This is a genomic window from Bacillus sp. 1780r2a1 (assembly GCA_024134725.1).
Lineage (GTDB): Bacteria > Bacillota > Bacilli > Bacillales > Bacillaceae_H > Priestia > Priestia aryabhattai_A.
In genome coordinates this window covers 1420538-1441974 of record CP099863.1, presented here as the reverse complement: position 1 = coordinate 1441974, position 21437 = coordinate 1420538, and the positions used below count along the sequence as shown (strand labels likewise).

Genomic DNA, 21437 nt, shown 5'->3' with positions numbered 1-21437 from the left:
AACCAAAGGAGTTTATACATCATGCTATCAGATGAACAATTGTTTAGCGCCTATCAAAAGCTTTGGATAAATCGTTCTTTTTCCAATCAAGATCATCTTTCTATTAAAGAAAAGCTAACCCAGGCCATTCAAAAAGATTTACAAGATGAAATGACGCACCCTCGAGTTCGAAAATCACCTGAAGTAAAATATGAACTTGCCGTTCAGCGTATTCAAAATAGTAATCTTATTCATAGTGAACAGCTGGCTTTAATTGATCTCTATACAAAACTACTCAAGAATTGCTAAAAAAGAGGTTGTTTCTATTCAGAAATAGAAACAACCTCTTTTCTTCTATTATTATTTAGTTACGACTTTTTCTTGAAAAGAAATTAGCGCATTGTTAAAGTCTTCCCTTAAATCTTCATACTCTTCAAGTCCAACTGATAAGCGTAAAAGTGATTCTGTGATGCCTTTTTGCTCTCTCACTTCCTGTGGAATGCTAGCGTGAGACATTGTCGCTGGGTGTGTTAAGATCGATTCAACTGCGCCCAGGCTTACACCAATTGAAGATAAACGCACGTTTTTTAATATATGCTGAGCGAGTTCATTACTTTTCAATTTAAATGAAATAATTGCTCCGTATCCGTTTGCTTGTTCAGTAATCAATTCATAATCAGGATGTGTCTTCAGCCCTGGATAATAAACCGCTTCAATGTCATCTTGTTTTTCAAGCCATTTAGCTAACTCTAAAGCTGTTTGTTGCTGTTGATCTAATCTCACTTTTAATGTTTTAATACCTCGTAGAAATAAAAAGCAATCCTGTGGCCCCAAAATAGCTCCAAATGCATTTTGAACAAACTTCACTTCGTCAGCAAGTCTTTCATCACTTACAACAACTAATCCACCAATCACATCACTATGACCACTAATATACTTTGTTGCACTATGAATCACAATATTTGCTCCTAAATTAATTGGCTGCTGCAAGTAAGGTGTCATAAACGTATTATCAACAATTGTTAGCAGGCCATAACGTTTAGCTAGTGCTGCAACACTTTTAATATCCGTTACCTGTAGGAAAGGATTTGATGGACTTTCAATGTAAATTGCTTTTGTTTGGCCTGAAATGACTTTCTCTACTTCGTCTACATTTGCCATGTTAACAAAAGTGGTTTTAATGCCAAACTTGGAAAACAATCTTGTTAACACACGATAAGTGCCACCATAAATATCATTTGAAACGATAATTTCATCTCCTGCTTTAAATAAACAAAGAACAGATGATACAGCGGCCATACCTGATGAAAATGCAAATCCTGCAGCTCCGTTTTCAAGCTGCGCAATCGTATTTTCTAAAGCTTCTCGTGTTGGATTACCTGAACGTGAATAATCATAACGCCCACCGTTGGTTTCGTCTTCGAGATTAAAAGTAGACACTTGATAAATTGGAACATTTACCGCTCCGAAATGTCCATCAATACCTGTTTTTGCGTGAATTAACTTTGTGCCGAATGAATGTTTATTGTTTGTATGCATCAAATGCCTCCTTTAAGTCTTGAATTAAATCATCTGCGTGTTCGATTCCAACAGATAAGCGCAATAAACAATTCGTTACGCCGACTCGGTTTCGAATTTCTTCTGGGATGTCTGCATGAGTTTGACGTGCTGGAAACGTCATTAAGCTCTCTACACCACCTAGACTTTCAGCAAAGGTAATAACTTTTATGTTCTCAAGTAAAACTGGCACAATTTTCGGGTCCGTTACAGCAAAGGAAATCATCCCCCCAAAGCCTCCTGCTTGTTGCTTCATTACATGATAGCCTGGGTGTGATTCAAGACCTGGGTAATAAACTTTCTCAACTAACTTATGTTTAGTCAGCCAATTCGAAATTTTCAGTGCATTTTCGTTATGTTTCTCCATGCGTAAAGCAAGCGTTTTAATACCTCGTAACAATAACCAGCTATCTTGCGGACCTAAGATTGCACCAGCTGCATTTTGATAAAAGCGAATTTTTTCACCTAACTCGCAACATCGCGTAACGACTAAGCCAGCCACTACGTCATTGTGACCACCAATGTATTTACTAGCGCTATGAATTACAATATCAGCTCCGAGAGTAAGTGGCCTTTGGTAGTATGGTGACATAAACGTATTATCAACAATTGTTAACAAATCACTTTCTTTAGCAAGTTCAATAATTCCTTTTAAATCCGTTACGTGCATCATTGGGTTGGTTGGTGTTTCAATGAACAATGCTTTCGTATTCTGCTTTACTGCTGCCTTAACTTGATCTAAATGAGCAGTATTCACATACGTTACTTCTATACCTTGCTCAGCAAAAATATCATTTAAAACTCTGTATGTACCACCATATAAATCTTCAGAGACGATTAAATGATCACCGTTTTTAAACAAAGCAAGTACAGCCATAACTCCTGCCATTCCTGAAGCAAATGCCGCTCCAACTTCTCCTGCTTCTAACGCTGTAATCGCTTCTTCTAACGCTGTCCTTGTTGGATTAGCCGTTCTAGCATAGTCATATCCTGTGCTTTCTCCTAAACGGGGATGTGCAAACGTGGATGCTTGATAAATCGGTGTAGTAATAGAGCCTGTAGCAGGGTCTCGATTGACACCTGAACGAACAAGTAGTGTTTCAATATGCATAATGTCCTCTCCTCTTTGCAGTAAATAAAAAAAACTCTTCACAGATGGAAGAGCGTTCGCTTAATCACGACTTCTCTCATCTGTTAAAATACAATCGTATTCCACAGGAATTAGCACCGTTCAAACTTACTGAATAACGTATGATTTGATGGTTGCTGGGCTTCGCAGGGCCAGTCCCTCCGCCACTCTGGATAAGAGTTTTATTAAGTTAATTATTCATTGTGTATACTTTAATAAAAATAACAAAGAATGTCAATAGAATTTTCAAAACAATTTCAATTATCTTATTTATTCAAAAAGACTTCATGGATTTTCTTAAATAGGCTTCTCTTTCTTTAATAAAATTACAAATAAACGCAGGCTCTTGATAAAAGGTTGCTAACTTGTGCTGTAGATACGGATCTTTTTCTACATAAGGTAAAATTAATTGATGAAGGTCTTCAACTCTTGGTTTCATATAATTAACGGTGAACTGATGATCTAACACAGAATTCATTTTTTTAATATACTGATTCTTAAATTTTGATATAGCCAATAAACGTGCTGTTAACGTATTAAACCCTTCCATTCTTACATAGTTACTTTCCATTTCATCTCCATTAACATCGCGTCCCCATGTAGCATCATAATCCCAAGGAAGAAGTTCAAAGCACTTCGTATCACTGTTTCGGTACAAAGCATAGTTATGAACAAAACCATCAAAATTTTGAAGGCAAATTACTCCCACTAACCAAGCCAAATAGCGATCTACTTCTAAGTGCTTTTCAATGTTATCTTCAAATTCTTGATTTGTCCATGTATTTAAATTGTAAATAAAATATTCTAATGCTTCTTCATCTGCTCCATATGCTACTTTTGTTTCGTACCCTGATTGAAGTGATTCTTTTGGCTTCTCATCCAAATCACTCATTAACGAGAAGTTTGCATCTCCGTCTACAGCATAGAAAATAGAGCCTTTTGGCAAATTACGCTTTGTTAAGAAATACTCATTTACCGATTCTAACTGTAAATACACGCCTTCATTTTTCCCGTTAATGGTAAGATGAACAAACTGTGATTTAGGTGATAGTACGCCAAGATCTGAAAAGAAATCCAGCGATAGCTTATTTCGAACTAACGAGGGATCTTTGTATTCTGCATTGAGATGAATTTCGTTGGTTTGCCCAAATTTCTTTGGTGAATAAAACTCCACATAGTACGATTTCTTTCTCATTTCTCGAATGTGTGATCCCCTTAAGGTTAAACCAATTTCATACCTTTTTTTATGGACTTTCATCACTGCAGGTATTGCATCTTCAGACCAAATATCAGCTTTTAACTCTTTAAAATCCCGAACATTAGCAAAAACAGAATAGGTGACAATTCCCATCTCGTTCCCTCCTTTTAGATACATTTTAAATTATATGAGCTCCTCTCCTAATGAGATGCTAGAAACTCCTTGCTTATTTCTTAAAATTCCACGTTTACCTCATAGCAAGTACTGTGCTTTAAGCGTATCTTATGGTGAAAGCAAAAAATGGTTTCTATAAGGAGGTTTTTAGATTGTATATTCAATCTAAGCGTATTCGTAAAGCTGCTGAATCTTTACAAAAATCAGATTTAGGCAAATTTATGTATCAAGAACCAAAAGGTCACTGCTCTAAACGTTCATCTAAAAAAACAGCTCATTCTCATAAAAAGATGGAGGAAAAAACAGCTCATTCTCATAAAAAGACGGAGAAAAAAACAGAAAAGAAAACAAATAAAAGAACGGAAAACAAGTACTGTACAAAAAGATCACGTACTTACAGAAAAGTAACGTGCTTCTGTAAAGAAAAGCACTCCCACACATCTAAGCGTTCTTGCAAAAAACATTCTCACTCCACAAAGCACTCTCATAAAAAGCACCGTTCTTGTAAAAAACACTCTCACTCCACAAAGCACTCTCATAAAAAGTACCGTTCTTGTAAAAAATATTCTCACTCCACAAAGCACTCTCATAAAAAGCACCGTTCTTGTAAAAAACATTCTCACTCCACAAAGCACTCTCATAAAAAGCACCGTTCTTGTAAAAAACATTCTCACTCCACAAAGCACTCTCATAAAAAGCACCGTTCTTGTAAAAAGCATTCTCACTCCACAAAGCACTCTCATAAAAAGCACCGTTCTTGCAAAAAACATTCTCACTCCACAAAGCACTCTCATAAAAAGCACCGTTCTACTCAAACATTTAAACGTTCTCACAAAAAAGAGAACCATTCTTCAAAAAAATCAGGTCATAAGAAAAAAACTGGTCATTTACACTTACCTAACTTAACGAAACATCCAATCACAGGCAAAAAACCAGTTAAAAAATGTCACCATTCTCCTTGCTTCTGTAATCACCCATTTAACCGCTTCTTTAGATAAACTATTACATGCTCTACAAGGCATTATCGCTTCTTGTAGAGCTCTTTTATTCCTTTTACATGCTGTACAACTTTTTATATTTTAAAGATACCAGTAAACCCTTTTACTAAAGTTGTTAATTGATTCATTGCTCCCATCATTTGCCCCGCGGTATTCATCATTTTATTGACGTCGTAATTCCCGTCTGAAGATTTAAATTGAGACATTAACGACTGAAATTGGTTAGGCTGCTGCTTCATTTGCTGATTACCTTTTGGATAAGGATTTGGAAAAGGCATTCCATTTTGATAAAAAGGATATTGCTGTTGATTGTTTACATATTGCATTTGAGGTGGAACTTGAGCATAAGGCTGTTGCGGCAACTGTGTATGATGCCATGGCTGCTGATGGTATTCTGGAAATGGGTACACCTGACTTAAATCAAACCGTTCTTCTTCCCATTGATTCTGCATGTAATATGGATAAGGATTCTGTTGATTATACATACTGGCTCGCTGCCCCCTTTTAAAAATTTTATTATATGGTATGTGGGTACTCAATCTGTGGTGACGCACTACGCCTTTTATTTTTCACTTTATATTTAGAAGAAAGTTGTGAAAAATGTTAGTTTCTGTCGAAAGTTTAAATTTTTCAAAAAAACGAGATAATTTCAATCTATGTTACGATAATTATAAGTGATGCTAACAAGACAAGCACACAAAATGGGGATAAGGAGTGAATTTACATGTATGTGAACGAGCTTCAACAAGCTTTTATGGCTAAAAAACAATATGAGCCAACTTCAAGTAATGAGCTGCTAGACTTCGCGCAGCAGCAGTATTTAAAAGGTTGTTTAACACTATCCGATTATAAAATCGCCGTTCGTGAGCTGGAACAAATCGGAGCTTCAAAACCCGAATTTGCACACGAGAATTAACTGTACTACATTGCCCTCAGCCGATTGTCTGAGGGCTTTTCTATATTTAGCTACTTATACTCCTCTCTACTGTGAGGCATATTAAAAAAGATCGTCCATTTCATTTCAAGGAGGAATTTCCATGAGTCGAGGAAAACACTTTAATCATAAAAAGCAAGGCCATGAACCAACCGTTTCGCAATCAGGACAGCACGTTGCACCAAAACATACTCAAAAAGTCGATTATGTAATTAATACAGTCGGTACGGAAGACGATCCTGCCGTTAGCATCCACGTGCAAAAAGACAACGATTAATTTAATTACAAAACAGTAAAAGCCTAAAAGTGTAAATACACTTTTAGGCTTTTACTGTTTAATCATTCATTAGAATGGACTCTAATACGTACTTATTTGACTGATACATTTGCTTAAAGCGCTTGTCTCGCGTCTCTTGATAAAAAGACTGGAGCACTACGTTTTGCAAGTTTTCACGAAGAGTATCCACTTGATTAATGTGAATATATTTAGGCTTTGTTTCTTTAAGCCACTTGGTAACAAGATCCGTCCACATGTCTAACTCATTAAAAAACTGATCAACATATGGTTTGACTTCTCCAAAGAAATTCACCTCATACTCTGACTTACTTTTAATATTAGATAAACGAGTAAGAGCTAACTCGTTATAGTGATGTAGTACTTTTGTTGCTTCAATCATTGAATTCATATTTGTCACCTCAACGATGACATTGTACCATAAATTATCGTTACACTGTACGTAGTAGTACTTCTCTTCTCCGCCATTCTGATTGAGGTGGGATTTCATAGGCTGCAGCTTCAATTTCTCGTAACGACTGGTCAATACGCTGAACGTGATTGCTATACGCTTCTTCACAAGCAGTAAACGCTTCATTAACTTGTGAAGATAATGTATCTTCTACAACATCTATTTGCTCTAATACATTATCGAATAAACTTAACACTTCGTTCGTATTTACCATTTTCAGCTTCATAGCCATCCCTCCAACTTTTTGTTTAACTACCTATTCTCTTTTTATTTTTAATCTACCTTCATACATGACAAAACTAGTTTCCATTCGGCAAAGAAAGATGTTTTACGCAGAAAATGTTTTAATTTGCACGAATTGAAACAGAGATGAGTGAAAACACTATGACTAGATTGTGCAAGAAATACGTATTGTATGTGCAGTCAACTTTGTTACAACATTCAGTTGGAGGTGTAAGAAGTGGCAAATAAGCATGAACAAAAACAACCAAAAAACAAACCTGAAACAAAAACATTTGGTGACCCTAAAAAATTAAACGGACCAAACCGTCCGTCTACGTAATATGTCCACCTAGATAGAAAAAGCTGTTTATACAAAACAGCTTTTTCTACCTAAAAAACTTCTTTATTCCTACCAAGACATGCAGCTGCTTCTGTTTATTTTGGTACCACTCCGTAATCGGTGTAGGTAAAGATAAATTAAGCTCCTTCATCAGTTTCTTCTCTTTACGCTTTGAAATTTCCCACTGTGCTCTTTTTTTCTCATGATGTGAAACAATTGGAAACGTTGTTCGTAAATAAGGTGTATCTCTTTTTTTTGAATGAAATATGTACTGTTCATAGTCAACACGTGATCCCGTATGAACAGTGGACATTGAAAACTGAAGAAATTTTGGATACAAAGCTTGTGAAAACAGCAGTTCACCAAGCTTTTTACCAAGCTTAATTCGCTCATCTACTTTGGTGAAACTATGTACAGAACACCCATAGATTTCACCTTCTATTGTAGGAAATAAAACAGAGCTGAAATGTAGAGAATCCTGAAAATGAAATAGTAAGCGGTGAAACACTTTCTTTTGATAGAAAGGATGTTCTACTACTGCCGGCTCGATAATATGCTGTTCATTAATAATGAGAGCATGCATGAGCTCAATTTCTCTTTTCTCTCCCCAAAAGGCAGTCCATTTTTCGTACATGAATGGAGATACATAAAAATATTGGAGAAGATGAAAATAAGGCTTCTCGTGCTGTTTTGACACTTCGTATAACAAAAGCTGCGGAAAAGCGTCTTGAAAGATGAGCCAATTTGCTCGCTCGTACGTTAAGAATAATAAATCTCGCGTTTCCGTAGATAGAAGCTCAGGAAACCACTTTCCCTGCAAATCACACATATTCCAGCCTGCGTTTCGTGAGACCATGCTAGCTAGAAACGACCACTTTATTTCAGGGTGATTATTGTAAAAAGTTGCGTAAGCTTCTGTTCTTGATATATTATCAATGTTCAGCTGTTTTGTTTTACGCTTAATTATATCAACTACTTGCTGTTCAAAGCTTGTCAACATGCTGCTTTCTTCCTTTACATTTGGTATGAACACTAAGTATGTTTTCATTCTATCTCAAGTGAAATTTGGTATAATAGAGTGTGCGTGTGTGAAATTAAGCAAAGGAGTGATGGTGTGTGATTCGTTATCCTAACGGAAAAGCATATAACCCTGCTAAACATCCCAACAGTCCTTCCCGGGCCAAAGTTGAGCCGGTATACAGTAATCGAGGTATGACTTTGGAAGAGGATTTAAATGAAACAAATGAGTATTATTTGACACAAGGAATAGCAGTGATTCACAAGAAACCCACACCGATTCAGATTGTGAACGTTGACTATCCTAAGCGAAGTGCTGCCGTTATTAAAGAGGCTTATTTTAAACAAGCTTCTACAACGGATTACAACGGGGTATATAACGGGAAATATATTGATTTCGAAGCAAAGGAAACAAAAAATAAAACGTCTTTTCCCTTACGAAATTTTCACGAACATCAAATTCAACATATGCACCAAATCGTGAAACAAAATGGAATCTCTTTCGTTATATTAATGTTTACTTCTTTGGAAGAAATATACCTTTTTGAAGCACCGTCCCTTTTTCCCTATTGGCAAGATATGAAAAAAGATGGACGAAAATCCATTCCAAAAGCCGATATTGAAAAAAAAGGACATTTAATCGAACTTGGTTACCATCCCAGAATCGATTACATAAAAACTATAGATAAATTGTATTTTTAAGAGTATGATATATATGTTTACGGAAATCATTCTCTTACAATTGTTTGAAAGGTAGGAGCTTTTATGTCAGATAATTATCGCTCGCGTGAAGAACGAAGACGAGCAATGAATGACAACAAACAAACGAACAAACCACAAGGAAACAAGAAAAAGGAAAAGAAAAAAGGCGGCATTTTCCGCAAGATTGTTGCTGCAGTCTTCATTTTAGGTATTATTGGACTGATAGCTGGTGTTGGAACATTTTTCGCTTTAATAAGCGATGCACCTAAAGTTGACGACTCTGTTTTAAAAGACTCGTTTTCATCTAAAATTTACGCAAACGATGGAAAAACAGTCATTAAAGAAGTCGGAGGCGAAAAGCGTACATACGTACAATATGATGAAATTCCTCAGACTGTTAAAAATGCGTTCATTGCAACCGAAGATGTTCGCTTTTATAAACACCATGGAATTGACTTTTATCGAATTGGTGGCGCTGTAGTAGCCAACTTTAAAGAAGGCTTTGGTTCAGAAGGCGCAAGTACCATTACGCAGCAGGTTGTTAAAAATTCATTCTTATCACCTGAAAAAACTGTAAAGCGTAAAGTGCAAGAAATGTGGCTTTCTTATCAGCTAGAGCGCAAATATTCAAAACAGCAAATTCTTGAAATGTATTTAAACAAAATTTACTTCTCGACTGGAGAAGTATACGGTATCGCAAAAGCAGCAGAAACGTTCTACGGCGTGACTGATTTAAACGATTTAACAGTTGATCAAGCCGCTATGCTCGCTGGATTGCCAAAAGCACCGTCAACATATAATCCGTATAAAAACCCAGAGAATGCTACAAAACGCCGTAACACAGTATTAAATTTAATGGCTAAAAACGGATTTATTACGCAAGCTGAAGCAGATCAAGCAAAGCAAGTTGATGTGCAGGCAAATTTAGTTGAACAAAACGAAAAAACGTCAAAATATGATGTGTTCATCGACCAGGTCATTGAAGAAGTACAAGAAAAAACAGATGCTAACGTCTCTTCTTCTGGATTAGAAATCTACACAACGCTTGACGTGGACGCACAAGATTATGTTGATCAATTAATGAATAATCAAATTGTCACCTTCCCTAACGATAAGTTCCAAGCCGGTCTTGTCGTGTTAGACAATGAGACAGGTGCAGTTGAAGCAATCGGTGGAGGTCGTAATCGTGTAGCTGGAGGTTTAAACTTTGCTACTGACATCGAGCGTCAACCAGGTTCAACAATTAAACCGGTTCTTGACTACGGACCTGCCGTTGAGTATTTAAAATGGTCTACCGCAGAACCAATCAAAGATGAACCTCATCAATACTCAAACGGTACACAAATCCGAAACTTCAGCCGCAACTATAAGGGCTGGGTATCTGCTCGTGAAGCGCTAGGACGTTCTTTAAATATCCCTGCTTTAAAAGCCTTCCAAGCCGTGGGAGCTGATAAAGCACAAGAATTTGGAGAAGGCCTAGGACTTGAGCTTGGCGAATCTAGCGGTGAGAAGTTTGCCGAAGCGTTTTCTATCGGTGGATTTACTGAAGGTGTTACGCCAATGGAACTAGCAGGTGCTTACAGTGCGTTTGCTAACGAAGGAATGTTCACAAAACCTTATACGGTAACAAAAGTGAAGTTCTCTGATGGTACAGAATTAGATCTATCACCAAAGCCTAAACGTGCAATGCAAGACTACACGGCGTTTATGGTAACAGACATGATGAAATCTGTTGTTGAAGCACCGTACGGAACGGCACGCGCAGCTCGTGTACCTGGCTTAGAAATCGCAGGTAAAACTGGAACATCTAACTTTGATGCAAAGGAAAAAGCAAGCTTTAATATTCCTGAAGGCGGCGTAAAAGACGTTTGGTTCTCAGGCTTTACTCCAAAGTACACGGTTTCAGTTTGGACAGGATACGAAAAGAATTCCGACGGCTATATTTATAGTGAAAATGAAAAAGCTATGGCAAAAAATATTTTCAAGCAGGTTATTACACACGTATCTCAAGGTGAAGAAAAAGGTAGCTTTAAACAGCCTGATAGTGTTGTAAAACGTGCTGTTGAAAAAGTCTCAAGTAAAGATGTGAAGAAACCAAGTGGTGCAACTCCAAAAGATTCAATTACGTATGAATACTTTGTACGAGGCACAGAGCCAACGAAAGTTTCTCAAATCTTTGTAGAAAAAGAGAAAGAAAAGAAAGAAAAAGAAGCGAAAGAAGAAAAAGCAAAACTTTCGGCTTCCTTCAGCGAAGGTTCTAATGCAATTAACGTTAACTGGTCAGGTGGAGATGATGAAACAGAGTTTACCGTCAATATGACTTCTTCTGATGGTGCAAGCCAAACATTAGCTGATAAAGGAAGTGCTGGCAGTACATCTATCCCATCACCTACTCCAGGTGCGACCTATAGCTTCAGTTTAAGTACAAATAATGCAGGCAGTGCAAGTGCTTCCGTAAAGGTACCACAATCTGCTGAAGAAGAGCCTGAAGAGAATGACGAATCTCAGCCTGGTGATGAAGGGCAAAACCCTGATGAGGGAACGCGTCCTGAAGATGAAAATGATGGTGAAGACACCGATCAGCCAGACAATGACAATTCACAAAACCCTGATCAAGGTGAGCAGCCAGAAACTGAAAATCCAAGTCAACCACCTAGCCAACCTGGAAACGGTAATAATGGAAACAACGGGAATGGTAATGGGAACGGCAATAATGACAATAATGGAAATAACGGCAACGGTAACGGCCAAGGAAACAACCAACAGCCTCCTGCTACTCCAGATCAACAAACTGAAAATGAATAAAAATAAACCGCTCATCGTGAGCGGTTTATTTTTTTAAGCGTATACGCTTAATGGCATACTGCTTTTGTAATTCCTTATATAGTTCACTAAGCTGAACGAATGAGTGATACATTCCAGGCTTTTTCAACAGAAATAGTAGACGCTCAGACGTGTTCACTGGCTTGTATGTAAGCTTTTGAATATCAGCTTCCAGTGCTGTAAGACCTTGAATAGACCTCCCATTAATCCAAAACAGCGCACTTAAAAATCTCCCACTCCATTCCGTAATTACCTCTTTTGCATTTGTCACTTTACGTATAGAAAATTGTTCGTGTAGTATTTTCTCTTGGTTCTTCCATTCTATAAATAACGATGGGATACAATCTTCTAATGAATTCCATGGAGCTTCTAAAAGCTCTTCTTCTTTCGCTACTATGTCATAGATAAAGGCTGGTTGCTGATGTGTCTCCCCCCTCAGCAACGGCGACTGAAACACAATAACATCTTGTGCGAAAAAAAATGGATCACGCTTAAATTCAGGTGGCACTTTAACCTTTGATAGCATGCTCACCTCTCGCCTTCATTCGTTTTTTTCCTTCTCGACACAGCTCCAGCAATGGACAAGTGGGACATTGAGGAGCCTGCGCTTTACAGTGATAGCGGCCAAAGAAAATTAAGCGGTGATGAGTAACTCCCCACTCTTCTTTTGGCACCTTTCGCATCAACGTTTTTTCTACTTCTAATACTGAATCCTTCCAGCGACAAATACCAAGTCTTTTACTAACTCGTTCCACGTGCGTATCAACGGCAATAGCAGGAATACCAAAAGCAACGGAAACGACGACATTAGCTGTCTTTCGGCCCACTCCAGGAAGCTTAGTAAGCTCATCTCTGTCTTGTGGTACTTCACCGTTGTACTCATGAATTAAAAGCTCACACAGCTTTCGAATATTTTTTGCTTTGTTCCGATAAAGTCCTATTGAACGAATGTCTTGCTGAAGCTCTTCTAATGAAACAGCTAGATAATCTTCTGGTGTTTGATATTTTTGAAACAGTTCTTTTGTCACTCTATTTACAAGCGCATCCGTACACTGAGCGGATAGAGCAACTGCAATCACTAGCTCAAATGGATTTTTATGATTTAATTCACAGTGTGCATCAGGAAACATTTCTGCCATTACGTCTAAACAGTGACGAATTTGTGTTAGATTTAACATAGCTTGCTAAAACAACCTTAATTTGTTTTAGCTTTTCACCCCTTTTTATCTTAGTATGTATTATCATGCTAAAAAAGCTGATTTAACATCAGGACACGCCTGAAATTAAATCAGCTTTCCTCTTCCGTTAACCACTCTTAGTAATGGAGTTTATTACTGTTCAAGCCAGTTGAAAAATGGAACAGCTGAGGAATTTTGAGATTGGGAAGGCTTCTGACTTTTAGGTTGTTGATGTTGCCTAAATTTTTGACTATGCGCTCGTGCCTGGTCGATGGTTTTAATACCATTCTTCTTCCACTCAAACAAGATGCGGTCAATGTATCGAAAATTTAATTTTCCGGACATAACTGATTCACGAAGAGCTGTTTTAATAATGATTGGATCATGATGATCTTGGTCTACCCACATAGCTAACGTTTCGCATTCAAACGGCGAAAGCGGACGACCAAACTCTTTTTCAAAAATCGAATATAAATTTATCTCTTCCTGCTCCTGCACTTGCTGCACTTCATTTTGATTTTCCTTCATCAATAAATTAATTAGCTTTCCCCAAAGTGGTTTAAGAGAATATTGCTCGGAAATAACCGAAGAGGAATCATCGAGCTGTTCAATCGTTAGAACACCTTTTTGAATAAGATTTCGAAGTACTTCCATACACTTTGTCGTGGAGACACTCATTTTTGCAGAGAGATCATGTGGAGTGGGAAAGTATTCACCACTATCAATAAATACATTAAGATGCATTAGCATCATAAATTCTGTTTCATCTAAGCCTAGATCGCTATAGTGATTAAACAATAGCTTTGGAATAGAAATAGAGCCTTGCTCAAACCATGCAATCATATCATCTTTTTTCATTTTGGAACACCTCTAAAGTTAGTATATCACGAAGGATAGGTGAAAACGAAAAACTGTTTAGGAAAACTTTCACCATAAAACAAATAAAAATCCACCGTTTTTTAGAAAGGGTGGACGTTTATTTAATGCGTAACAACATTGATTAGAAAAAGATGGCGTCATGCCACCTTTTTCTAGTGTAACAATTTTGTATACAAAGTCACTTCGCTTCTATTAAGGATACAGACGGTTTAATAGACGTGGGAATGGAATGGTTTCACGAACGTGCTCAACGCCACTAATCCATGCTACCGTACGCTCAAGTCCTAACCCGAACCCAGAGTGTGGAACTGATCCGTACTTACGAAGCTCTAAATACCATTTATACGTTTCTGTATCTAGCTCATGTTCTGCTACGCGCTGAGCTAGTAATTCTTGATCGTGGATACGCTCTGATCCACCAATAATTTCACCATAACCTTCAGGAGCAATTAAATCTGCACATAATACTACATCTCCATTTGTTGGGTCTGGCTGCATGTAGAATGGTTTTAATGATGTTGGATAATGCGTGATAAACACTGGCTTATCATAGCTTTCTGCGATAGCCGTTTCGTGTGGTGAACCAAAGTCATCTCCCCACTGAATATCATCGAATCCTTTTTCATGTAAAAATTTCAACGCATCATCATACGTAATACGTGGGAACGGAGCTTTAATTTGTTCTAATTTAGACGTATCTCGACCTAGAACATTTAATTCTAGCTTACAATTTTCTAGTACTGATTGAACCACGTGTGATACATATTCTTCTTGTACCTTTAAGCTATCTTCAAACTGGTAGAATGCCATTTCAGGCTCAATCATCCAGAATTCAATTAAATGACGACGCGTTTTTGACTTTTCTGCACGGAATGTTGGACCAAATGAAAATACTTTTCCAAGTGCCATTGCAGCTGCTTCCATATAAAGTTGGCCACTTTGTGAAAGGAATGCATCTTCATCGAAGTACTTCGTATGGAAAAGTTCTGTTGTACCTTCTGGCGCACTTCCCGTTAAGATTGGAGGATCTACTTTTGTAAACCCATTATCATTAAAGAATTCGTACGTTGCACGAATAATTTCGTTACGAACTTTCATTACAGCGTGTTGACGCTTTGAGCGTAACCATAAGTGACGGTTGTCCATTAAAAACTCTGTTCCGTGTTCTTTTGGCGTAATTGGATAGTCAACTGCTTCATGAATAACTTCTACATCCGTTACTGTTAATTCATATCCAAAAGGTGAACGCTCATCTTCTTGAACAGTTCCTGTTACGTATAAAGAAGATTCTTGCGTTAATGCTTTTGCCTTTTTGAAAACATCTTCCCCTACTTCTGCCTTTACAACAACCCCTTGAATAAATCCAGAGCCGTCTCGAAGCTGTAGGAATGCGATTTTACCACTTGAACGTTTATTTGCTAACCAAGCACCAATTGTTACTTCTTTTCCAACGTGCTTACTTGCTTCAGAAATCGTAATTTTCACGATTAAAATCCCTCCAAAAAACTTACATCCTTTAATTATGTATGCCACCCTATTATACATTTCGACACTCACAATAACAAGTAACAATCACGGGAAACTTATGACATTGTCAATAAAAGAGCGGCTTCTACAGAAGCCGCTCTCCATTACTTTATTTCATGTGTCTTGCCATAAATGACGCAATTCGCGCCACTGCTTTTTCCAATAGTTCAAGCGAAGTAGCGTAGGATAAACGAACATTTTCAGGAGAACCGAATCCTGAACCTGGAACAAGTGCTACTTTTTCTTCTTCTAAAATCGCTTCTACCCAAGCATCTACCGTTTCAAACCCTGTTAGTCTAGCAGCTTCAATAGCGTTAGGGAACAAATAGAATGCACCTTGAGGCTTTAAACAAGAGAAACCAGGAATGTCATTAAGTTGTTTATGAATTACGTTTAAACGCTCTTCAAAGGCTTTGCGCATCATTTCCACGGGCTCTTGCGTTCCGTTATAAGCTGCAATTGTTGCATATTGAGCAATTGAAGTTGGGTTAGATGTGCTGTGACTCGCTAGGTTCGTCATTGCCTTTATGATTGTCTCGTTACCAGCTGCATAACCAATACGCCATCCTGTCATTGAGTGCGATTTAGATACCCCATTGATAATAACGGTTTGCTCTTTGAGCGCTGGTGATAATTCTGCAATCGAAACGTGCTCTGCACCACCATATACTAATTTTTCATAGATTTCATCTGATACGATTAGCACATCATGCTTTAAGCAAACCTCACCGAGTGCTTCTAGCTCTTCACGCGTATAAATCATACCTGTTGGATTACTTGGTGAGTTTAAGATTACGGCTTTTGTTTTACTAGTAATAACTGACTCTAGCTGTGCGGGCGTAATTTTAAATTCATTATTTTCAGAACCTTCGACATAAACCGGTGTACCTTCTGCTAGCTTGACTTGCTCAGGATAACTTACCCAGTAAGGAGTTGGAATGATAACTTCATCTCCCTCATCTAAAATCACTTGAAATAATGTATACAAAGCATGCTTTGCGCCTGAACATACGATAACTTCAGATGACTTGTATGTTAAGTTCTGGTCACGCTTAAACTTTTCAATAATTGCGTCTTTTAAAGGCATAAGTCCGCCTGCAGGTGTATACTTTGTTTGGCCCTCATTCATTGCTTTTACAGATGCTTCTAGTATATGCTGCGGCGTATTAAAATCTGGTTCACCTGCACCTAAGCCAATGACATCATGTCCTGCGGCTTTAAGCTCTTTTGCTTTGGCTGTAATAGCCAATGTCGATGATGGTGTTAAAGCTGATACACGTTTTGCTAATTTCACTAAAATCTCCCCCTATGAACTACGGCTATAACCAGCTATGTAAAGCTGATCATAGCAACAATTTTGCTTTACTCTAAGATGCAAAGCGTTTTATAACACGTATGCATAAACATACGTTATAAATAAACTCATTCAGGTTTTGTTAAGCTATATCGCTTCATAAACTCCCCGCTTGTAAAATCAATATAATAATAAGTTAAATGTTTTTCCTCTTGATCAATATAGGTAACTTCCCATAGCGGCTTTTCATTTTCAATTCCTAGTCGGACTGATTTAATTTCTTTCGGATTTCGATCTCTTTGAACAATTTCTATAGCTTGTTCTTTTGAAATTCCATCGGCTACTTTTTTTAACACCGCTTTTTGTTTTTGACTTTTTGGTACCCAAGCGATAACATCTTCATTTTTATCGTTAATACCTTCTACTACATAAAATGTATGGTCTCCAAAATATGCTTGTGTACTCGTCACAGATTTTAGATTAAAATCTTCTTTTGCCTTGGCTGATGCCTTTTTCTCGTCAACTTGTACATCGTTTACAGCCGCTTTATAAATTGAATGGGTTTGCCACCCTGCTACTAAACATACCATAACAACAATTCCAATAAACCACTTTTTCATCTTATCCCTACTTATGTACGATAAATCGTAAAAATTGCTTTACTTTGATCTTCTTGGTCTAATGCTAGTCCAAACATTAAATCTTTCTTTTTTAACGTTCGATTTAAGCTGTCCACTATTTTATATAAATCAGAAGAATGCTCAATGCGAACGGTTGATAAAACTTCAATTTTGCTTTCCATGTTGTTCCTCCTCTTACCAAACACCTCTAAATAAATGATTATCTGTTTATCATAACACACGGCTTAGCTTTTGGGCTATTGTATTCCCTATCTAAACATAAAATCAAGCTAGGAAAACTCGCTCTGCTATAGCTAAAACCTCTCTATTTTTATTATAATTATCTCTCTTTCTTTTGCAAAAGAAATTTAGGTCGTCTTCTTAAATTTCATAACATCATAAATCGTAGGTGACATTTTAATAGAAAGCGATTCCCTTTTATTTGTATCGTATAACTCGATCCAGCCATCCGTTAACCTTGATGCAAGGTCAGGATGAATGGTGCGATTTTCTTTTGAGAATAAGACACCAATTTGTGGGTTTAGCTGTTTTAAAAACGGCTCTGATAACGGCTCACCTTCACCAAAATTTGCGAGTTTAATCAAGTCTATTTTTCTTACTGGCTTCATAAGCAAATGCTGCTCAATAGTAGATGCAGGGCTACTCATATAAAGCATTTGATGTTCTCCAAATGCTACTATAAAATCCATGGAAGGGAAATTTTCTTCTTCATGATAAAGAACGGATACATGAATATGTTTTGATAGCTGATACATATCCTTAGTTTTCCACATAGTGGTATGCTGAGTTTGTAATTCTTTTGAGCCTTTAGGCACAATTAATTCTTCTACCTGATATTGCTTTGTAACCCAATCAACATTTCCGTTGTATTTCTCGCTTTGCTTTGTAATAATCACTTGGTTAATTTGCTTAATATGGTAAAAATCCAGCCAATAAGCTAGCTCTTTTCGCGATCGTTTACTGCCTGTATTAATTAGAATAACGCGATTCGTCCCGTCTTGTACAAGTGTGGCTTCTCCATCGAATAAAGGAAAAAAGGAAATTGCTGCTTCGTCCTCTTTGAGGCTAAAGTCTACTTGACTAGCTCCCTGAACAATGCAAGCATTGCTGAACAAGCACAGGCAAACTGCCCATATTAACATATTTCGTTTAATCATGTTAAACACACTCACTTCCTTTGTTTTCCACTATTAGGGTGTACATCTACAAGAAAAGCTATGCAAAAAAAGCTTTAGCACATTCCGTGCTAAAGCCTCTTTGACATCCACCATGTTTCAAAATCGTGGAGCGCTACTGAGAATGATTCACTTACGATATCTACATCTGGCAAAGAATGAAGAAAATGAGAGCCATACATCGTTGTAATCATGCGGTTATCTAAAATAAAGATAGATCCTTTATCTTGCTTAGTTCGAATTAGTCTTCCGAATCCCTGCTTAAAACGAATGACAGCTTGAGGGAGCGAATAATCCATAAATGGATTTTTCCCTTCTTTTCGCAGCTGCTCAAATTTTGCTTTTAGAAATGGGTGTCGTGGTGACGCAAAAGGTAAGCGAACAATGATGAGACTAGATACCAGTTCACCAGGGAGGTCAATACCTTCCCACAAGCTGTTCGTTCCTAGTAAAATAGATTGTGAAAACTGCGCAAAGTCTTTTAGTAATCGATTTCGATTACGCGTTGTCACTCCTTGACCAAGGATAACAAATTCCTCTAAATCATTTAATTCTTTCATATACTGATAGGTCATCTTTAACATTTCATAAGAGGTAAATAGTACAAGCATGCGCCCTTTTGTGATAGATGCAATATCTAAGATACTTTCTGCCATAATCGCACTATACTCTTCAAGCGTCACATCATTTACAGCTGGCATATCTTTTGGAATATATACCTTTGCCTGTTTTCGATAGTCAAAAGGAGATGGTATCGTCATTTGCAGTGGTTGAAAATCATACAACCCAAGCTGTTCAATAATATAAGAAAAAGAATGATTCACTGTTAGCGTAGCAGAAGTTAGTATAACGCTTTTCTTTTTCGCAAAAAACGTATCTGCTAACGTGTCCGCCACCGAAAGCGGTTGACGATATAAAAAAGTAGCGTTTGCTGCTCCTTTTGGCTCTATTTCAATCCATGTCACCTCTTCAAGATGTGTTTGAAAGAAAAAGTCTGCAAGCTCGCTTGACAGATGATGAAATTGTTCAATTGCGCTTGTCAACTCGTGAATATGAGACTGTTCTCTTTTTGTAAGCTGCTCGTGATAGGAATCCACCACCTGAAAATCAGCATGTAAAAGAGATAAAATATCATTCATTAAAAAACGCACTCGAGATGCCTGTTCCTGGATGGTATGCCAATGAAGATTGTTCTCTTCTTGAACATTATAACGATAGCTTACTCGTCCAATTTCACTATCCGTTTGCTTATTTTTTTTCATTACATATGCATGGACAAGACGAAATAAGTCATCACATTCAATACGAAGCTTCTCTAGCAGCTCTTCTAGTTTTTTTGCATTTAGCCCTATATCATGTTTCTGACAAAGCTTATGTACTTTGTTTAATAACCCCTTATCTTCTAACAAGCCTATTCTGCTTAATAGAGCATGAATAGAAAAATAATCAAGCCTTCCACCAAGCTCTTCACTTGCAATGGTGTCAAAGTGATGAGCTTCATCAATTACAACTTGCTCATAGCTTGGAAGTAAATTTCGCTTGCTAACCACATCTAATAAAAGAAGCCTGTGATTTGTAATGATAATCTGAGCTTGTGCTGCACGAGCCTGTGCACGATTATAAAAAGAATGTTGATTCCAAGGATGCTTAAAGTCTAAATGGGAAGGATTGCTTTCGTTCAGCTGTTCCCAAAATAGCTTTCCACCGGACGGCAAGTTGATTTCATCAACATCTCCTGTCTCCGTCTCCGTAAGCCAAATCAATAGTTTGGCTTTTGTTAAAATAACGTCATAGTTATGATTGCGCTCTTTTAAAAACTGATTGAATTTTCGAATGCTAAGATAATGCTCACGCCCCTTTAAAACTGCTGCGTTTAATTCAAACGGCATAAGCTTTTTTAACATAGGTATATCTCTTTCCATTAGCTGTTGCTGTAACGTTACGGTATGCGTTGAAACAACGATAGGCCTTTTATGCTGCTGAGCATAAAAAGCAGCCGGAATTAAATAAGCAATCGTTTTTCCAATACCAGTTCCCGCTTCAATAAGCGCATGCTCGTTATCCGTTAAGCTTTCATGGACAGCATTCATCATTTGCTCTTGACCCGTTCTCTTTTCAAATGTGCTAAACACTGACGCTAAATTTTCTTTTTGCTCTTGAAATTCCTCATATGTAACAAGAACTTCCGATGGCTTCACAACAGGCTTTTGCTTTTTTAGCGCTAAGCCATGAACAAAATCATATCCTTCATGATAATCATCTTTCTTTTGATTCATTATACCTTGAATTAACTCACCAATCTCACTTTTTAAATGCAAAGACAGCGTATATAGCTGCTTTAATGTTGCAAGTGGAAGACCATTTAACTTTTCCATTAATAATAGTAAGATTTTCGCCGTCACTTCAGCATCACTGTCTGCTTGATGAGGCTGATCATGATTTAAATTTAAATACTCAGCAAGCTGGTTGAGCTTATACCCCTCTACTGTAGGGAGAAGCATACGCGCTAATTCCACCGTATCCACCGTGGACGGATACAGCTTATCGTATCCATTTTGAGCTAATGACTCCTGGAGGAAATTAAGGTCAAAAGCAACGTTATGTGCTACAAAATAAGCATCTTCTAACAGCTCAATAATTTTCTCGGAAATATCCTCAAACGTCGGGGCACCTTCAACCATGTTTTGATGAATATTTGTCAGTTGTGAAATAAAAGGAGGAATTGGTACATTGGGGTTCAAAAACGTTGAGAAACGCTCAACTATTCGGCCGTTTTCAACAACCACGGCTGCAAATTGAATAATTTGATCTCCTTGTTTTGGAGAATGTCCTGTCGTCTCTAAATCAACAACAACAAAGCGCTTATCCATCATCATGACCTCACCTGCCTGTTCTTATAGTATAAAAGAAAATACCTGCTTCTA

At 37.5% G+C, this 21437-nt stretch carries 21 protein-coding genes and 1 riboswitch; of the genes, 5 read left to right on the top strand and 16 right to left on the bottom strand.

The window, feature by feature from the left end:
- The first annotated feature begins 21 nt into the window (after positions 1-21).
- The gene (locus NIZ91_07235; protein USY56439.1) at positions 22-288 is read left to right on the top strand and encodes a hypothetical protein; all 267 of its coding nucleotides are present in this window, start codon (positions 22-24) and stop codon (positions 286-288) included.
- Positions 289-339: 51 nt separating this feature from the next.
- Here NIZ91_07235 and NIZ91_07230 read toward each other — a convergent pair whose 3' ends face one another.
- The 4 genes from NIZ91_07230 to NIZ91_07215 form a co-directional block, all read right to left on the bottom strand.
- The gene (locus NIZ91_07230) at positions 340-1518 is read right to left on the bottom strand and encodes a PLP-dependent aspartate aminotransferase family protein (GenBank protein USY56438.1); all 1179 of its coding nucleotides are present in this window, start codon (positions 1516-1518) and stop codon (positions 340-342) included.
- On the bottom strand, positions 1502-2647 hold the full coding sequence (locus NIZ91_07225; protein ID USY56437.1) for a PLP-dependent aspartate aminotransferase family protein: 1146 nt from the start codon (positions 2645-2647) through the stop codon (positions 1502-1504). The genes NIZ91_07230 and NIZ91_07225 overlap by 17 nt, the downstream gene beginning before the upstream one ends.
- Positions 2648-2720: 73 nt before the next feature.
- A riboswitch (SAM riboswitch) is annotated at positions 2721-2845 on the bottom strand.
- Positions 2846-2939: 94 nt separating this feature from the next.
- The gene (locus tag NIZ91_07220; protein ID USY56436.1) at positions 2940-4016 is read right to left on the bottom strand and encodes a CotH kinase family protein; all 1077 of its coding nucleotides are present in this window, start codon (positions 4014-4016) and stop codon (positions 2940-2942) included.
- A 1093-nt stretch (positions 4017-5109) separates the two neighbouring features.
- A complete protein-coding gene (locus NIZ91_07215; GenBank protein ID USY56435.1) occupies positions 5110-5520 on the bottom strand; it encodes a YppG family protein in 411 nt (136 codons plus the stop codon).
- Between the two features lie 239 nt (positions 5521-5759).
- On the opposite strand from NIZ91_07215, the gene NIZ91_07210 reads away from it, so the two are divergent.
- Together NIZ91_07210 and NIZ91_07205 are read left to right on the top strand one after the other, a co-directional pair.
- The gene (locus NIZ91_07210) at positions 5760-5951 is read left to right on the top strand and encodes a YppF family protein (GenBank protein USY56434.1); all 192 of its coding nucleotides are present in this window, start codon (positions 5760-5762) and stop codon (positions 5949-5951) included.
- 121 nt (positions 5952-6072) lie between these two features.
- On the top strand, positions 6073-6246 hold the full coding sequence (locus NIZ91_07205) for a hypothetical protein (protein USY56433.1): 174 nt from the start codon (positions 6073-6075) through the stop codon (positions 6244-6246).
- A 58-nt stretch (positions 6247-6304) separates the two neighbouring features.
- Here the strand turns inward: NIZ91_07205 and NIZ91_07200 are convergent, their stop codons facing one another.
- The 3 genes from NIZ91_07200 to NIZ91_07190 form a co-directional block, all read right to left on the bottom strand.
- A complete protein-coding gene (locus NIZ91_07200; protein ID USY56432.1) occupies positions 6305-6655 on the bottom strand; it encodes a YppE family protein in 351 nt (116 codons plus the stop codon).
- A gap of 40 nt (positions 6656-6695) precedes the next feature.
- Positions 6696-6941: a hypothetical protein gene (locus NIZ91_07195; GenBank protein ID USY56431.1), complete on the bottom strand. Its 246-nt coding sequence runs from the start codon at positions 6939-6941 to the stop codon at positions 6696-6698.
- A gap of 382 nt (positions 6942-7323) precedes the next feature.
- A complete protein-coding gene (locus NIZ91_07190) occupies positions 7324-8277 on the bottom strand; it encodes a DUF2515 domain-containing protein (protein ID USY56430.1) in 954 nt (317 codons plus the stop codon).
- Positions 8278-8393: 116 nt separating this feature from the next.
- Here NIZ91_07190 and recU point away from each other — a divergent pair, with 116 nt between their 5' ends.
- Both recU and NIZ91_07180 read left to right on the top strand, forming a co-directional pair.
- Positions 8394-8996, top strand: a complete 603-nt coding sequence (gene recU, locus NIZ91_07185) for a Holliday junction resolvase RecU (protein USY56429.1) — start codon at positions 8394-8396, stop codon at positions 8994-8996.
- 63 nt (positions 8997-9059) lie between these two features.
- Positions 9060-11801: a PBP1A family penicillin-binding protein gene (locus tag NIZ91_07180; protein ID USY56428.1), complete on the top strand. Its 2742-nt coding sequence runs from the start codon at positions 9060-9062 to the stop codon at positions 11799-11801.
- A 25-nt stretch (positions 11802-11826) separates the two neighbouring features.
- Here the strand turns inward: NIZ91_07180 and NIZ91_07175 are convergent, their stop codons facing one another.
- The 9 genes from NIZ91_07175 to dinG form a co-directional block, all read right to left on the bottom strand.
- A complete protein-coding gene (locus NIZ91_07175; GenBank protein ID USY56427.1) occupies positions 11827-12345 on the bottom strand; it encodes a hypothetical protein in 519 nt (172 codons plus the stop codon).
- Positions 12329-12997 carry an endonuclease III gene (gene nth / locus NIZ91_07170; protein ID USY56426.1) on the bottom strand — a complete coding sequence of 223 codons (669 nt, stop codon included), beginning with the start codon at positions 12995-12997 and terminating at the stop codon, positions 12329-12331. Before nth ends, NIZ91_07175 begins: the two co-directional genes overlap by 17 nt.
- 153 nt (positions 12998-13150) lie before the next feature.
- The gene (locus NIZ91_07165; protein USY56425.1) at positions 13151-13855 is read right to left on the bottom strand and encodes a DnaD domain-containing protein; all 705 of its coding nucleotides are present in this window, start codon (positions 13853-13855) and stop codon (positions 13151-13153) included.
- A gap of 213 nt (positions 13856-14068) precedes the next feature.
- A complete protein-coding gene (asnS, locus tag NIZ91_07160) occupies positions 14069-15361 on the bottom strand; it encodes an asparagine--tRNA ligase (protein USY56424.1) in 1293 nt (430 codons plus the stop codon).
- Positions 15362-15512: 151 nt separating this feature from the next.
- Entirely contained in the window at positions 15513-16697 is a 1185-nt protein-coding gene (locus NIZ91_07155) for a pyridoxal phosphate-dependent aminotransferase (GenBank protein USY56423.1), read from the bottom strand.
- A 128-nt stretch (positions 16698-16825) separates the two neighbouring features.
- Positions 16826-17317, bottom strand: a complete 492-nt coding sequence (locus tag NIZ91_07150; GenBank protein USY56422.1) for a DUF5590 domain-containing protein — start codon at positions 17315-17317, stop codon at positions 16826-16828.
- Positions 17318-17328: 11 nt separating this feature from the next.
- Positions 17329-17499, bottom strand: coding sequence for a YpmA family protein (locus NIZ91_07145; protein USY56421.1), 171 nt, complete (start codon positions 17497-17499; stop codon positions 17329-17331).
- Between the two features lie 186 nt (positions 17500-17685).
- Entirely contained in the window at positions 17686-18495 is an 810-nt protein-coding gene (locus NIZ91_07140; protein ID USY56420.1) for a hydrolase, read from the bottom strand.
- A gap of 89 nt (positions 18496-18584) precedes the next feature.
- Positions 18585-21389: an ATP-dependent DNA helicase DinG gene (gene dinG / locus NIZ91_07135; GenBank protein USY56419.1), complete on the bottom strand. Its 2805-nt coding sequence runs from the start codon at positions 21387-21389 to the stop codon at positions 18585-18587.
- Positions 21390-21437: the final 48 nt, after the last annotated feature.

Coding starts and splice junctions, on each gene's coding strand:
- NIZ91_07235 (USY56439.1), top strand. CDS start 22: ATGCTATCAGATGAACAATTGTTTAGCGCCTATCAAAAGCTTTGGATA.
- NIZ91_07230 (USY56438.1), bottom strand. CDS start 1,518: ATGCATACAAACAATAAACATTCATTCGGCACAAAGTTAATTCACGCA.
- NIZ91_07225 (USY56437.1), bottom strand. CDS start 2,647: ATGCATATTGAAACACTACTTGTTCGTTCAGGTGTCAATCGAGACCCT.
- NIZ91_07220 (USY56436.1), bottom strand. CDS start 4,016: ATGGGAATTGTCACCTATTCTGTTTTTGCTAATGTTCGGGATTTTAAA.
- NIZ91_07215 (USY56435.1), bottom strand. CDS start 5,520: ATGTATAATCAACAGAATCCTTATCCATATTACATGCAGAATCAATGG.
- NIZ91_07210 (USY56434.1), top strand. CDS start 5,760: ATGTATGTGAACGAGCTTCAACAAGCTTTTATGGCTAAAAAACAATAT.
- NIZ91_07205 (USY56433.1), top strand. CDS start 6,073: ATGAGTCGAGGAAAACACTTTAATCATAAAAAGCAAGGCCATGAACCA.
- NIZ91_07200 (USY56432.1), bottom strand. CDS start 6,655: ATGAATTCAATGATTGAAGCAACAAAAGTACTACATCACTATAACGAG.
- NIZ91_07195 (USY56431.1), bottom strand. CDS start 6,941: ATGAAGCTGAAAATGGTAAATACGAACGAAGTGTTAAGTTTATTCGAT.
- NIZ91_07190 (USY56430.1), bottom strand. CDS start 8,277: ATGTTGACAAGCTTTGAACAGCAAGTAGTTGATATAATTAAGCGTAAA.
- NIZ91_07180 (USY56428.1), top strand. CDS start 9,060: ATGTCAGATAATTATCGCTCGCGTGAAGAACGAAGACGAGCAATGAAT.
- NIZ91_07175 (USY56427.1), bottom strand. CDS start 12,345: ATGCTATCAAAGGTTAAAGTGCCACCTGAATTTAAGCGTGATCCATTT.
- nth (USY56426.1), bottom strand. CDS start 12,997: ATGTTAAATCTAACACAAATTCGTCACTGTTTAGACGTAATGGCAGAA.
- NIZ91_07165 (USY56425.1), bottom strand. CDS start 13,855: ATGAAAAAAGATGATATGATTGCATGGTTTGAGCAAGGCTCTATTTCT.
- NIZ91_07150 (USY56422.1), bottom strand. CDS start 17,317: ATGAAAAAGTGGTTTATTGGAATTGTTGTTATGGTATGTTTAGTAGCA.
- NIZ91_07145 (USY56421.1), bottom strand. CDS start 17,499: ATGGAAAGCAAAATTGAAGTTTTATCAACCGTTCGCATTGAGCATTCT.
- NIZ91_07140 (USY56420.1), bottom strand. CDS start 18,495: ATGATTAAACGAAATATGTTAATATGGGCAGTTTGCCTGTGCTTGTTC.
- dinG (USY56419.1), bottom strand. CDS start 21,389: ATGATGATGGATAAGCGCTTTGTTGTTGTTGATTTAGAGACGACAGGA.